Origin of the sequence: Stutzerimonas stutzeri (genome assembly GCF_024448895.1) — a bacterium.
GTDB lineage: Bacteria > Pseudomonadota > Gammaproteobacteria > Pseudomonadales > Pseudomonadaceae > Stutzerimonas > Stutzerimonas stutzeri_Q.
In genome coordinates, this window is the sequence record NZ_JAMOIC010000001.1 from 369674 (window position 1) to 383192 (window position 13519).

Genomic DNA, 13519 nt, shown 5'->3' on the forward strand with positions numbered 1-13519 from the left:
AATTGCTTGAACACTCATAACCTTCTAGCCATGAGTCCACACCGAAAGACGCGGAGTTTATCCGAGTTGACGCGCTGCTGACCGCACGCGGTCAGGCGGCGGACAGGCGGTCAGCTTGGTGACGAGGGCGACGCAGATTAAGTACCAAGGCGATGAACAACCCGAGCATGCCGCCGAGGACTAGGGCAAGCGCGACGATTAGCGTTTTCTTCGGTTTGACGGGCCGGGTGGGCGCAATTGCGCGCTGGTCAATTGAGACCAGCTTGAGCGCTGCGGCGTCGAAATCCATCGCGCGCAGTCGCGCAGCCTCCTCACGCCAGCCAGCAAGCCCTTTCAGGAAAAGGTCTTCGTTTTCACGACTGTTCAGGGTCTCGATCTGACGGTTGTGCTCCAGCAACTTGAGCTCACGCGCAATCTGGGCGATGCGCGGCTCGGTGAAGTCATCAGAACGGCGAGCTCGAAGCGCCGTGCGCTCGGCCTCCAGGGCTTCGCTACCCATGAAATACAGCGGAATCTGCTGATTGTTGACTTCGGTCCGTATCACGCTGCCTTGCGTGGTTACTTCAGTAGCCCCTAGCGATGAAGGCGTCGTTGGTTTGGTGATACCCAGCGACTTGGCGATGCGTATTGCCTCATTGAGCTGGTTGATGCGATTGTCACGGCGTGTCTTCAACTGCTGACGCAAGGCCGAGAGCTCATCGCTCAATTGAACACGCTTGAGTGCGTCCGCTTCGGTCAACTTGGCAATCTTGACCTCTTTACTGGCCTCGTAGTTGGCGCGCGCAGCGGCCATGCTCTTTTCCAATTGGCTAAGCCGATTGCTGATGAGAATCTCCAGATCCGCGGCGATTTGTTGTCGCACACTATTCAGCGAATGCTGGATAAAACCGTTAACCACCTCAACGCCATTTATGCTTTCTGGGTAGGTCAGTCGTAAACCAACGAAAGGAGTTGTCTCGCCAGTTTTCTTGGCGTCGGGCTGCAGCAATGTGAAGGCTTCATCATTGAAGTCTTCAAAGGTCTGCTCAAGGGAACGGCCGGGCTGGGCCAGCTCAGCGAACAAGGGCTGGTTGTTGCGGAAGAAACTTAAGCGGTTGTCGTAGGAATCCAGCGAGGCGGCCACTTCGGCCAAGGCCTTCTTTGGTGACAGTTTGTAGATACCGAGATGATTAAGCTCGTCCACGTCTTTGATGGCCGCGGGGCGCAATACACTTTGAACGCTGTAATAACGGGGCGCCAGCACCGCGTAGGCCAGGCCGATGAGGCCTGCCAAAACGGTGACCGTGATGATCAGCGCTTTTTGCTTCCATAACGCACTGATTAGGTCAACCAGATCGATCTCGCTGGCAGTGACCGGGCTAAGATTCTGCGGAGCGGTTAATGCATTCACGTCGAATTCCGTCTCGTCTGTGTTTCACGCCACTGAGTGTGGCGCATGACAGCAAAATCAACGAAATGTTCCGTTGCATTTTGCGGGCAGCCATTCTGCCACTTGGTTCGCAAAAAACAAGCGGACCGTCGAAAGAGGCGTCCTGCCTAAATGCCGCACTAGAGGGGTTTCGACCATCCTTTGATCGATGCGCCGCGATAGGTTCGTCCGGTAGAGCCTGGCACTCCGTCTAATTAGGGGGGCGGTTTAATCTCGTATAAGAAGGCAAGCTGGATATGTGGACCGCAGGTCGTGATGCGCCGCGAAAAAAAACGGCAGGTCGCGCCATAGCACAGACCTGCCGTAATCGGGACGGATATTAAGTTGGAGGCTTAGCGATAAATAGAATGCTCAGGCTCAGGCCTACGCCCAGCCAAACTCCGTATAAGCGCAATAAACACACCGAGCATGCCGCCGAGCACGATTCCCAGCGCAAGGATCATCATCTTTTTCGGCTTGATCGGCCGCGAAGATTGCAAGGCCGGCTGATCCAGCCGAACCAGCCTGAGCCGCTCGGTATCGAGTTTGATACCTTTGAGGCGGGCTGCCTCTTCGCGCAGTTCGGCTAGGTTTTTCAGGTACAGGTCTTCGCCCTCTCGGCCCAGGAGAATCTCGACCTCGCGGTTGTTCTCCAGGATAGCCAGCTCGGATTGGATCGCAGAAATCCGAGGCTCTATGAAATCATCGGATTTACGACTATTAAGCGCATCGCGCTCGGCAGTCAGCGCCTCGGTGCCCATGAAATACAAGGGGTTCTGTTGATTGTTCACCTCTGTACGAATGACTTGCGCGTCTCCCCTAGCCGTTTCCGACATGGCAGAAGGACTGGTCGGGGTGCGGATGCCTAGCGACTCGGCAATCGAAATCGCCTCGTTTAGCTGTTGAATGCGATTGGTTCGGCGCGTTTTCAATTCCTCACGCAACGCGGCAAGCTCATCCTTCAATTGCGCCCGCTTGAGCGCACTCTGCTCCAGGAGCGAGGCAATTTTTGCCTCCTTGGTAGCTTCGTAACTTGCCCGCTCGGCCTCCATCCTCGCCTCAAGACCAGCAAGACGGTTACCGATGAGGCTTTCGATGTCTTCGGCTATTTCGCGCCGCTCCAGCTCCATCACATACGCGACGAACCCATTCACCACCGAAGCGCCATCCATACCTTTCGGGTAGGTAAGTCGAAGTCCGACAAATGCGCTGCGGTTATCGGTGCGCTTGGGGTCGGGATATAGCATCTCGAATGCGTCTTCGTTGAAATCTGCGAAAGTTTGCTCCGGCGATTCGCTCTGGTTAGGAATGCTCTGGAAAAGCTCCGGGCGGCTTTGAAAAAACTCCAACCGGTTGTCATAAGACGATAAGCCACTGGCCACTCGGTTGATCGCTTCCTCGGGCGTGAGCTTGTAGATACCGGTTTCGTTCAGCTGATCCAGACTGCTGTTCGGTACGGGTCGCAGGTAGGTCCGGGTTGAATAGTAGGGTGTTGCGAGGAAGGCGTATGTCGCCGCGATAAGGGTTACGACCAGCGTAACAGCGATGATGAGCAATTTCTGTCGCCATAGGGCGCTAAACAGCTCGACCAGAGCTATTTCTTCGGAGTTGGGGGGGGTGATCTGCTGCACGGTCTTCCTCATTCCTTGTAATGGATGCGCTTCACTGCAAAGAAAGCGAACCGGAGTTAGTCCATGCCAGGCATCGCAAGTTCAGCTTGATCGATGATTTATAACGACTTTTGACCATGGGCGTTCTACCGCGCGGGGCATACCACGCTCGCTGGCTATTCGTCTTCATTCACCCGGTCCCGCAGCTCCTTCCCCGGCTTGAAATGCGGGACGAACTTGCCGTCGAGCGGAACGGACTGGCCAGTCTTCGGGTTACGGCCGACGCGAGGGGCGCGGTAGTGGAGGGAAAAGCTGCCGAAACCGCGGATCTCGATGCGGTCTCCAGTGGCCAATGCCTGAGCCATTTGCTCAAGCATGGTCTTGATTGCCAACTCAACATCCTTTGACGAAAGCAGGCCTTGCTGGGTGACGATACGCTCGATCAACTCCGACTTGGTCATGGTTTTCCCTTCGTTTTCAAGCGGCTAGATCATTTGGGTTTCGCTCGTTTGTAGCATGTTGTTCAGAGTTTGAACAGCCTGGAGGTTTGGGTCAGGTTTTTCAGGATCGGAGCTTTGGCGAGCTTATGCGAAGGGGGACGCGGCCTCGGGAGGTGTAACAGTCGCCGACAGGTGACTGCGGGTAATCCGGCGTGATGTGTATGGAGAACAGGCTTATATCAAATATTAGCGCTGGACTTTTTCAAAATCGGATTCACTGCCCAACGTGCCCGCCAGCAAAGCTGGTATCGCAGGAATAAAAAAGGGTGGGCTAAAAAGCCCACCCTTATGGTCAATCAGGAATTGATCAATCTTCGCGATAGCGACGCAGCTTCAATTGCTTACCGCCGACACGAGTGTCCTTGAGTTTGCCCAACAAACGCTCCAGCCCCTCTTCCGGCAACTCGACCAGGCTGAAGCTGTCGCGGACCTGGATGCGACCGATGTCTTCACGCGCCAGGCCACCTTCGTTGAGGATGGCACCGAGCAGGTTGCGGGCGGCAATTCCGTCGCGGGCACCGAGCGCAGTGCGGCAGCGTGCGCGGCCTTCTGCTAGCGGAACGGGTGCGCGACGTTCGCGATCACCGCTGCGCTCTGGACGATCGGAGCGTTCACGCGGAGCGCTGGTCGGAACCAACGGCTGCTCTTTTTCCACTTCAGCCAGGGTCAGCGCCTGACCGTTAGTGGCTTTACGCAACAAGGCGGCGGCCAGTGCACGCAGGCTGCAGCCGGTGTCGGAAACTAGCTTATCGAGCAGCTCGCCGTGACTGGCTTCAGCGTCGGCCACGAGCGGAGCCAGGCTGTTGGTCAGCTTCTTGATGCGCGCTTCGAGCACCTGCTCGCCGTTTGGCAGCCGAGCTTCAGCAACCTTCTGGTTGGTGACGCGCTCGATAACCTGCAGCATGCGGCGCTCGCGCGGGGTGACCAGCAGCAATGCGCGGCCTTCGCGACCGGCGCGACCTGTACGGCCGATCCGGTGTACGTAGGATTCCGGATCGTATGGCATGTCGACGTTAAACACGTGAGTGATACGAGACACGTCGAGGCCGCGTGCGGCGACGTCTGTGGCGACCACGATGTCCAGGCGACCATCCTTGAGCGATTCGATGACGCGCTCACGCTGGTTCTGGGCGATGTCGCCGTTCAGTGCGGCAGCTTTGTAGCCCTTGGCTTCCAGCGCGGCGGCGAGATCGAGAGTGGCCTGCTTGGTACGCACGAACGCGATCAGTGCGTCGAAGTCTTCAACTTCGAGCAGGCGCAGCACGGCAGCAATCTTCTGATCAGCATGGACCATCAGGTGTGCCTGCTCGATGGCGGTCACTGTCTGGGTCTTGGTAGCGACCTTGATGTGCTGCGGCTCGCGCAAGTGCTTCTCGGCGATTGCGCGAATCGAGTGCGGCAGGGTCGCGGAGAACAGCACGGTCTGACGGCTTTCCGGCATGGCTTCGAAGATGACTTCGAGGTCGTCCATAAAGCCCAGCTTGAGCATTTCGTCAGCTTCGTCGAGTACGAGGTACTGGATGGTGCCCAGCAGCGCGCCGTTGCGGCTCAGGTGGTCGACCAGACGGCCAGGTGTAGCGACGATGACCTGCGCGCCCTGGCGGATGGCCTTGAGCTGCGGACCCATCGGAGCGCCGCCGTAGACGGCGACCACGGTCAGGCCAGGCATCTGCTTGGCATAGGTTTCGAACGCGGTGGCAACCTGCAGCGCCAGCTCGCGGGTTGGCGCGAGAATAAGCGCCTGTACTTCCTTACGAGCGGGATCGATCTTCGACAGAATGGGCAGCGCGAAGGCTGCGGTCTTGCCGGTACCGGTCTGGGCCTGACCGATCATGTCGTGGCCGCCGAGAATTACCGGGATAGCCTGGCTCTGGATGGCCGAAGGCTCTTCGTAACCAACTGCGGTAACAGCTGCGAGTACGGAGGGATGAATACCGAGTGCAGCAAAGCTGCCGATTTCCTGGGTCATGGGTCTTTTCCTGATGCTCCGCAAAGACCCATGTTCCGAAGCTGCGCATGCCATGCAAAACCCGAAGGTCACCCTGGCAGCCTGGTCGGCGGGGTTTGCGAAAACGTAATGAATGATGAATCGTCAAGGACAGCCGCGAGAAGCGGACAGCAGCCGAAGCAGCGCTTCGTGTGTTGCAGTACCTAACGCAAGCTGAGTTTCAGCCGGCGCGTACTATACCGGAATTATGTGAAGCTGTGCGTGTAATTTGTCTTTGAAGTTAGGTTCCAGCACCTCACGCAAAGCGGTCCGTGTATCCGGGGCCGTTGCATGGAAAGGTCTCGGCTTGCGCCGGGTGCGGCGACTCAAAGCTCGAATCGAACCACGAAGCGTGCCGTTGCTCGAATCCTGCGTCGCCGCCGCCCACATAAACAAGCTTGCGACGTCTATGTCGTAGCTCGCACAAGCGGCGCGTCAGGTGAGATCAGAGCGAGACACCACATTGCAGCCATTTTTTGCAGCCTTGCAGCCCTCCTGAATGAACTCAGGGATGCAGACATGCGCTCCGCTCGGCTATGGCGCGAATAGAACCGCTTCCTATCGAGATTAAGCTCATAAGAGCGATTCTGGTGAGCTGTACAATGATCGCTCAGCTGGCCGGACGTAACGCGTTGATCAGCGAGTCCAGTGAATAGCGCAGGCGCGGAGCAAGCGCTGCGGCGCGTTCTCGCAGGGCCGTTTCGTCCAGTGTTTGCTCAAGGTCGGCGGGCACGAACAGGATGACGTTCCCCTCCTTCACCGGGCACTCCCAATAATGGCGGTGAAACAGGCCGCGCAGTAATGCCGCACCGAGAGGCTTGTCTTCATCGGTTCCCCACTGATTGATGATCAACCAGCCGTCCGGGTTCAGCTTCTGCTGGCAGCGTTCGAGGAAGCGCCACGCCAGGTGAGCTGCCGACGGGCCGACGTCGGTATAAAGATCGACGAAAATCAGATCGGCCGTTTCGGCCGAGTCGAGCAGCTCAACCGCATCACCTACACGAATGTAGAGCCGTGAATCATTTTGCAGACCCAGATAACGCATCGCCAGCTCGGGAACGTCAGGGCGCAGCTCGATGGCCTCGACATCCTCCAGCGGCAGAAACTCAAGGCACGCCTGAGTGAGGGTTCCTGCACCCAGGCCCAGGAACAGCGCGGTCTCAGGCGCCGCGTGCATCAAGCCACCCATGAGCATAGCGCGTGTGTAATCGTATTCCAGCCAACTGGGATCGCGCGTAAACACACAGCTTTGCTCGACTGCCGCGCCAAACTCGAGAAACCGATAATCCCCCACCTCGAGCACGCGGATCAGGCCGAACGCATCATTAACCTCGGCCAGCAACACTTCCTGCTTGTCCACTACGCTTACTCCTAACCGATTCGCGCATCTTAACAGTCCGATTGGCAACGGTTATCAACGGCAAATGACCGCATCAGGTAAAATCTGCGCACTTTTCACCAACGGAACAAGCATCGATGAGCCACGCCTGGAGTCCCACGAGCTGGAGAGACAAGCCTATTCAGCAGCAGCCGGAATACCCTGACGCTGAACATCTCACGCGTATCGAGGGCACACTGGCAAGCCTGCCTCCCTTGGTGTTTGCCGGAGAAGCGCGTGAGCTGCGCCGGCAATTCGCGGAGGTGACACAGGGCCGCGCCTTTCTGCTGCAGGGCGGCGATTGCGCTGAAAGCTTCGCGGAGTTCTCCGCACCGAAGATTCGCGACACCTTCAAGGTGCTGCTGCAGATGGCAGTGGTGATGACGTTCGCTGCGGGCTGCCCGGTGATCAAGGTTGGCCGTATGGCTGGGCAATTCGCCAAACCACGCTCTTCCGGCAACGAAACGATCGATGGCGTCACCCTGCCCGCTTATCGCGGCGATATCGTCAACGGCATCGGCTTCGACGAGAAAAGCCGAATCCCCGATCCGGATCGCCTGCTGCAGGCTTACCACCAGTCGACGTCGAGCCTGAACCTGTTGCGCGCTTTCGCCCAGGGTGGTTTTGCCGACCTGCACCAGGTGCATCAGTGGAATCTGGACTTCATCGCCAACTCGCAGATGGCCGAGAAGTACCACCAATTAGGCGAACGGATCGACCAGGCGCTGCGATTCATGCGCGCCTGCGGGATGGACAATGCGCCACAGGTGCGTGAAACCAACTTCTTCACTGCTCACGAGGCGCTGCTGCTTAACTATGAACAGGCATTCGTGCGCCAGGACAGCCTCAGCGGCGGATGGTACGACTGCTCAGCGCACATGCTCTGGATTGGCGACCGCACCCGCCAGCTGGACGGTGCTCACGTCGAATTCCTGCGTGGCGTTGGCAACCCGATCGGGGTGAAAGTCGGGCCAAGCATGGACAGCGAGGAGCTGATCCGGCTGATCGACATCCTCAACCCGGAAAACGACCCGGGTCGCCTGAATCTCATCGTGCGGATGGGTGCGGACAAGGTTCAGGAAGGCCTGCCCCGCCTGATCCGAACGGTGCAAGCCGAAGGGTGCCATGTCTTGTGGAGCTCCGACCCGATGCACGGCAACACCATGAAGGCCTCAAGCGGGTACAAGACCCGCGATTTCGCCCGAGTGCTCGCCGAGGTACGGCAGTTCTTCGACGTGCACCGCGCCGAAGGCAGCTATCCCGGCGGGATCCATATCGAAATGACGGGACAGAATGTCACCGAGTGCATCGGCGGCTCGCGCCCGATAACCGAGGATGGCCTCTCAGACCGTTATCACACCCATTGCGACCCGCGACTCAACGCTGATCAGTCACTTGAAATGGCTTTCATGATTGCCGAGACGCTCAAGCAGGTTCGGCCTTCGTAGCAGCGCGCTGACCGCTCCGCCTGCGCAGCTGGAGGGAATCAGCAGCGCATTTTACGGATTGCTCGCAGATGGAGATGTAGCCCGCCTGTTTGGGGGCCTGAGCCGTTCAGATGAGTAGCCTTTGCATAGCCAGCATGCGCGCGCAGTCACAAGCGATCAACGCATCCCCTTGGACGCCTGAGCGTAGAGCGAACCCGGGTGATGGTGGCTTTAGACGCCATTACAAAGTCACCACTAAAAGCTTACAACCCGACCTCTGCGGCCACTGCTTTCACCCAAAAACAAAACCCCGCCATAAGCGGGGTTTGTATCGAGCCACCAAGCTAGAACTTGGCGCCAGCCTGTTACGACAGCAAGCGATCAGCCCTTGACGCGGGACTTGTATTCGCCAGTGCGGGTGTCGATCTCGATCGAGTCGCCAATTTCGCAGAAGGCAGAAACCTGCAGCTCGGCACCGTTCTTCAGACGTGCAGTCTTCATGACTTTGCCGGAAGTGTCGCCGCGAACGGAAGGCTCGGTGTAGACGATTTCACGAACGATGGTGTTCGGCAGCTCAACTGAGATCACCTTATCGTTGTAGAAAGTAGCTTCGCAGACGTCGGTCATACCGTCTTCGATGAAGGTCATCACACCTTCCAGGTCATCTTTTTCGATTTCGTACTGGTTGAACTCTTCGTCCATGAAGACATAAAGCGGGTCAGCGAAATAGGAATAGGTCACTTCCTTGCGCTCGAGAATCACCGGCTCCAGCTTGTCATCAGCTTTGTACACGGTTTCGGTCGCAGAACCATTAAGCAGGTTCTTCAGCTTCATCTTGACCACGGCACTGTTACGACCGGACTTGTTGAACTCGGCTTTCTGGATGATCCAGGGTGCGCCGTTGATAACGGCCACTTGGCCGGCACGGAACTCTTGTGCGGTTTTCATACGAATATCCGAATGGAATTAGAGACAAAAAACAGGCCGCGTATCATAGCCAATCTGTGTAAAAAAACACCAGCTTTCCAGCCAGATCGCCATTTGCGACCTGCTTGTGCGTCCACCGCTCGGCATGTGCAAGCAGCTCGGCTTCGTGCCGCTGCATCTCTGCCCACGCGGCGCCACTGGCGATGCCATCATTCCATGCGCGCCAGAAGCCTCGCAGCGCCGCCGTGGCCTGAGGCGAAAGGTCGCGAACATAGAGTTCCAGAAAAGCGTTCAGCTTGTCCCAGTGCGCGCCTCCCTCCTGCGGATAGATATGCCACACCAACGGGCGGCCCGCCCATTGCGCACGGATGAACGACTCTTCGCCGCGCACAGCGTTGAAATCACAACACCACAGCAGCATGTCGTACTGGTTCTGGGTCATGAATGGCAGGACGGCCACCTGGAGCGCGCCGCGGGTGTGCTGATCGCCTGCTTGCAGCTGTTCCAGCCCAAGCCAACTGGCCACGTCACCTAGCACCCTACCCTCGGGGACGAGTAGCTGAGTTGGGCGTTCGCCGCCGGCCAGGGTGTCGAGCCACGCGGCTACAGCTGAATTCTCGTATGCAAAGAGAGAGATCAGCAGCACATCTTGCTGCACCTCGAGGCCAAACAACTGTAAAAAGCCGGCGCGCATTGCCGGATCTTTCTGAAAGGCTTCGCGCCGCGCCAGCAGATCGCCCTCGCGGATCAATCCGCCGGTACCCTGCTCGAAACCCGGAAAGAAAAAATATTTCTGCAAGCCATCGGGCTGCATCGATGGCAAGGCATGACAGCCCACCACCCAGTCTTCGGCGCTGAGATATTCAAGATTCAGCCAGAGAATGCGCCGCTTGCAGCCTGCCATCGCTTCGATGTAAGCGGCAGGCAGTTGGCATGCGAAGGCTTCGATGACCACCTCTGCGGGTTCTGCACCAGGCCAGTCAGGGAGCCAGCGCCGCACCTCGACGCCCTCATGCCATTGCTGGTCGACCGTGGCACTCGTTCCCGGACAGAGCTGCGCGAAGGTGTCCAGGTCATCGACCCAGAGACGCACGTGCTGACCGTGCTCCGCCACAAGCTGTCGCGCCAGGCGCCAGGTGACGCCAATGTCACCGAAGTTGTCGACCACCACACAAAAGATGTCCCAGCTCGCTTTAGCCGACAAACTAAGCACTCCTTCAATGACGTTGCGATTTCGCGCCCGATGCTAATGAGACACCAGGAAGGTAAAGAGCGCGGGCAGTCTTCGCTTGGCAAGAAAAGCTCGCCAATGACCTCAGCACGACGCACGCCCATATCGATCAGACAGGAGCAGTCGCCCGAAACCCGAGAGGATTCAGTGCAAACGAAACGAAGTACAAGGAGGGAGAACGCTTTCGTTATGGAGGTGAACCCTACCAGCCACACCCCGGCACACAATGTCACCGCTGCGGCTGCTCCCTTCCAGGCCTGACCGGGTTCACGGCTGATCGTTGCGGGGGGACCGGCAGGGCCCACCATAACAAACCCGCCTGGCGGCGAGCGGCGCCATTGTACCGGCTTATCAGCAACTTACAACAAGTCCCTGCGATCCTGGCGAAACGACGTTACACAGAGGGTGCACACCTAGCCAACCATCGAGAAACCGAGAAGCCGTTCGCCGCATTGCGTCGAAACCCTCTAGCCAAAGACAGTCGTCTGTCCGAGGATGGAGAGGCTCAAGCGCTATTGAACACTTGTCATGAAATCATGCTGCGCAGCGAAACGGCTGCGTGGCTGATGGCAAACAGCACACGAGGTAATCATGAGCCAGGCTCCAATCGCGATCATCGGTACCGGAATCGCAGGACTATCTGCAGCCCGCGCGCTTCACGATGCCGGGCAGTCCGTCCAGCTATTCGACAAGAGCCGCGGCAGTGGCGGTCGCATGGCCAGCAAACGCAGCGATGCGGGCTCTCTTGATCTTGGCGCGCAGTACTTCACAGCGCGCGATCGCCGCTTTGCAGAAACAGTCCGCCAATGGCAGGCAGAAGGCTGGGCCGATCAGTGGTCTCCGACGCTCTTTCAGTCTCGAGACGGACAACTGAAACCCTCCGCCGACGAGCAAATCCGCTGGGTTGGTACGCCGACCATGAGCGCCATCACCCGTGGATTGCTGGACGATCTCTCCGTCACCTTCAGCTGTCGCATCACTGAGGTATTTCGTGGGGAACATCAATGGACGCTGGTGGACGCCACCGGAACCAGCCACGGACCTTTCAGCCACGTCATCGTCGCAGTTCCCGCGCCTCAAGCCGCCGCACTGCTATCCAGCGCCCCTAAACTCGCCTCTGTGGCTGCAAGCGTGGCAATGGATCCGACATGGGCGGTTGCGCTGGGCTTTGCGACGCCGCTGAGCACGACGCTGGAGGGATGTTTCGTCCAGGATGATGCGCTGGACTGGGTCGCTCGCAACCGAAGCAAGCCGGGCCGCAACGGTGAACTGGATACCTGGGTGCTGCACGGCACCAGCGATTGGAGCCGTCAGCATCTGGACTTGCCCAAGGAAGCCGTTATCGAGCGCCTGCACGGTGCTTTCGCAGAACTGATCGACTGTGTCGTTCCTGCACCGGAGTTCACGCTGGCACATCGCTGGCTGTACGCACGCCCGGCACAGGCACATGAGTGGACCGCCCTGACCGACGCGGGATTAGGTATCTACGCCTGTGGTGACTGGTGCCTGTCCGGCCGAGTCGAAGGCGCTTGGCTGAGCGGCCAGGAGGCGGCACGCAGGCTTCTGGAAAACCTATGAGGCAATTGATACAACGGCTGGTCCAGCTATGGCTGGATCAGCCGCTTGAGTGATGGCCTCGGACCTTTCGTTGTTGAGCAGAAACAGACACGCCGTGACTGATGGCAACAGGCCCGGACGCACCACCCGATTCATAGCAGCCTCTATCGGTAAGGATCGGACCTGCGCGATTGCCGATCCGGTACCGATTATCCCAATGCCGTATCCAGAAACATCATCACGGCAAAACCCACCATCAGCCCGAGCGTTGCTGGCGTCTGATGACCATTGCGATGGGTTTCTGGGATCACCTCATGGGAAACCACGAAAATCATCGCTCCTGCTGCCAAGCCAAGACTAACTGGGTAGGCAATGGCGAAGCCGCTGGACATGCCGATGCCCACCAATGCGCCGAGAGGCTCCATAAGCCCAGATGCTGCCGCCACCAGCACGGACCGCCAGGCAGACAAACCAATCGTACGTAGCGCCAACGCGACAGCCAACCCTTCGGGAATATCCTGAATCGAGATCGCGGTCGTCAGAGGCAGGCCGACGCTGAGATCGCCTGTAGCAAAGCTCACGCCGATCGCCATGCCTTCAGGGAGATTGTGAATGGCTATGGCTAGCACAAACAGCCACACCCGGTTCAACCGCGCGAACTCGGGACCACGAGGGCCGGTGCTTTCGTGCTCATGTGGCGTGAAGTGATCCAGACCGAGCATCAGCAATACGCCCAGCCCAAGACCAACAACGACGGTCAACGCAGCCGCCGGCTCGCTGCCAAAGAGCTCACGGCCTGCCTCCAGCCCGGGCAGGATCAAGGAGAACGCACTGGCGGCCAACATCATGCCGGCGGCAAAACCGAGCATGCAGTCCTGCATGCGCGTGGATATATCGCGAAGCCCAATCGCCAGGACTGCACCAGCGGCGGTGGCAATGAATCCTGCGGTGCCGCCCAACAAGGCATACCGCACGTTGTTCGCCTCGCTGCTTTGGAACGCGGAAACGCAGCCGGCGATAATCAGCGCCACCAACGCAACACCCGTCGCGGCGAGACTGAAGGTTATCCACGGATTGGCCTGGGCCTGCGCCAGCCAAACGGAACGTAACGTGGCAGCTGTGCTTTGAGCGGAGGAGCTTTGAACGGTTGACGCCATGATCACCTAGATCCTGAAAGCGAGAAGCCATTGTAAGCAGCGCCTATCGGATTAGAGTTCCGATCAGCGTCTATGGCCGCGATAGTCGGTACAGAGATGTGGATTACCAACATTCGAGTACAACTAGTGGCCGATGATTCAACCCTGCGAACACGCAGCTGTATGCCGCATGCATTAGCTGTCGACAACCGTTATCGACACCGCCCTGAATGGACGGGCCCCGGGCGCGTGCCCGTTACAGACCGGCCTTTGACCGGGACCTGCAGACTTTCAAGGAGGGGTTGCCATCGGCAGCATAAGGCGTGCCCGGCCAGCACAGAGATTGCGAGAGTGCTGC

Annotated in this window: 10 protein-coding genes and 1 other RNA gene; 2 read left to right on the forward strand and 9 right to left on the reverse strand. The window is 58.4% G+C overall.

The annotated features are described in order from the left end of the window. Positions 1-91 precede the first annotated feature (91 nt). From NA619_RS01645 to NA619_RS01665, 5 genes are all read right to left on the reverse strand, one after another. Positions 92-1390, reverse strand: a complete 1299-nt coding sequence (locus tag NA619_RS01645; protein WP_255959307.1) for a Wzz/FepE/Etk N-terminal domain-containing protein — start codon at positions 1388-1390, stop codon at positions 92-94. A 371-nt stretch (positions 1391-1761) separates the two neighbouring features. Next, positions 1762-3051, reverse strand: a complete 1290-nt coding sequence (locus tag NA619_RS01650; protein WP_255959309.1) for a Wzz/FepE/Etk N-terminal domain-containing protein — start codon at positions 3049-3051, stop codon at positions 1762-1764. A 143-nt stretch (positions 3052-3194) separates the two neighbouring features. Continuing rightward, entirely contained in the window at positions 3195-3479 is a 285-nt protein-coding gene (gene ihfB / locus NA619_RS01655) for an integration host factor subunit beta (RefSeq protein WP_019340642.1), read from the reverse strand. Between the two features lie 346 nt (positions 3480-3825). Further along, complete coding sequence (locus NA619_RS01660; RefSeq protein WP_272891593.1) at positions 3826-5487, reverse strand: DEAD/DEAH box helicase; 1662 nt, start codon at positions 5485-5487, stop codon at positions 3826-3828. Between the two features lie 628 nt (positions 5488-6115). Beyond that, positions 6116-6865 (reverse strand): spermidine synthase, encoded by a 750-nt coding sequence (locus NA619_RS01665; protein ID WP_255959310.1) that lies wholly within the window; start codon positions 6863-6865, stop codon positions 6116-6118. 116 nt (positions 6866-6981) lie between these two features. Here NA619_RS01665 and NA619_RS01670 point away from each other — a divergent pair, with 116 nt between their 5' ends. Continuing rightward, positions 6982-8331 (forward strand): class II 3-deoxy-7-phosphoheptulonate synthase, encoded by a 1350-nt coding sequence (locus NA619_RS01670; protein ID WP_255959311.1) that lies wholly within the window; start codon positions 6982-6984, stop codon positions 8329-8331. A 360-nt stretch (positions 8332-8691) separates the two neighbouring features. Here NA619_RS01670 and efp read toward each other — a convergent pair whose 3' ends face one another. The 3 genes from efp to ffs form a co-directional block, all read right to left on the reverse strand. Then, positions 8692-9258, reverse strand: a complete 567-nt coding sequence (gene efp, locus NA619_RS01675) for an elongation factor P (protein ID WP_255959313.1) — start codon at positions 9256-9258, stop codon at positions 8692-8694. Positions 9259-9301: 43 nt separating this feature from the next. Continuing rightward, entirely contained in the window at positions 9302-10441 is a 1140-nt protein-coding gene (gene earP / locus NA619_RS01680) for an elongation factor P maturation arginine rhamnosyltransferase EarP (protein WP_255959315.1), read from the reverse strand. A gap of 227 nt (positions 10442-10668) precedes the next feature. Then, positions 10669-10765: signal recognition particle sRNA small type (ffs, locus tag NA619_RS01685), an RNA gene on the reverse strand. 294 nt (positions 10766-11059) lie between these two features. Here ffs and NA619_RS01690 point away from each other — a divergent pair. Further along, on the forward strand, positions 11060-12046 hold the full coding sequence (locus NA619_RS01690; RefSeq protein WP_255959317.1) for an NAD(P)/FAD-dependent oxidoreductase: 987 nt from the start codon (positions 11060-11062) through the stop codon (positions 12044-12046). Between the two features lie 188 nt (positions 12047-12234). Here the strand turns inward: NA619_RS01690 and NA619_RS01695 are convergent, their stop codons facing one another. Continuing rightward, positions 12235-13182, reverse strand: coding sequence for a ZIP family metal transporter (locus NA619_RS01695; RefSeq protein ID WP_255959318.1), 948 nt, complete (start codon positions 13180-13182; stop codon positions 12235-12237). Positions 13183-13519: the final 337 nt, after the last annotated feature.

Bases quoted from the DNA above. Each gene is read 5' to 3' on its own strand.
- NA619_RS01650 (WP_255959309.1), bottom strand. From the start codon at position 3,051: ATGAGGAAGACCGTGCAGCAGATCACCCCCCCCAACTCCGAAGAAATA.
- NA619_RS01695 (WP_255959318.1), bottom strand. From the start codon at position 13,182: ATGGCGTCAACCGTTCAAAGCTCCTCCGCTCAAAGCACAGCTGCCACG.
- NA619_RS01670 (WP_255959311.1), top strand. From the start codon at position 6,982: ATGAGCCACGCCTGGAGTCCCACGAGCTGGAGAGACAAGCCTATTCAG.
- efp (WP_255959313.1), bottom strand. From the start codon at position 9,258: ATGAAAACCGCACAAGAGTTCCGTGCCGGCCAAGTGGCCGTTATCAAC.
- ihfB (WP_019340642.1), bottom strand. From the start codon at position 3,479: ATGACCAAGTCGGAGTTGATCGAGCGTATCGTCACCCAGCAAGGCCTG.
- NA619_RS01690 (WP_255959317.1), top strand. From the start codon at position 11,060: ATGAGCCAGGCTCCAATCGCGATCATCGGTACCGGAATCGCAGGACTA.
- NA619_RS01660 (WP_272891593.1), bottom strand. From the start codon at position 5,487: ATGACCCAGGAAATCGGCAGCTTTGCTGCACTCGGTATTCATCCCTCC.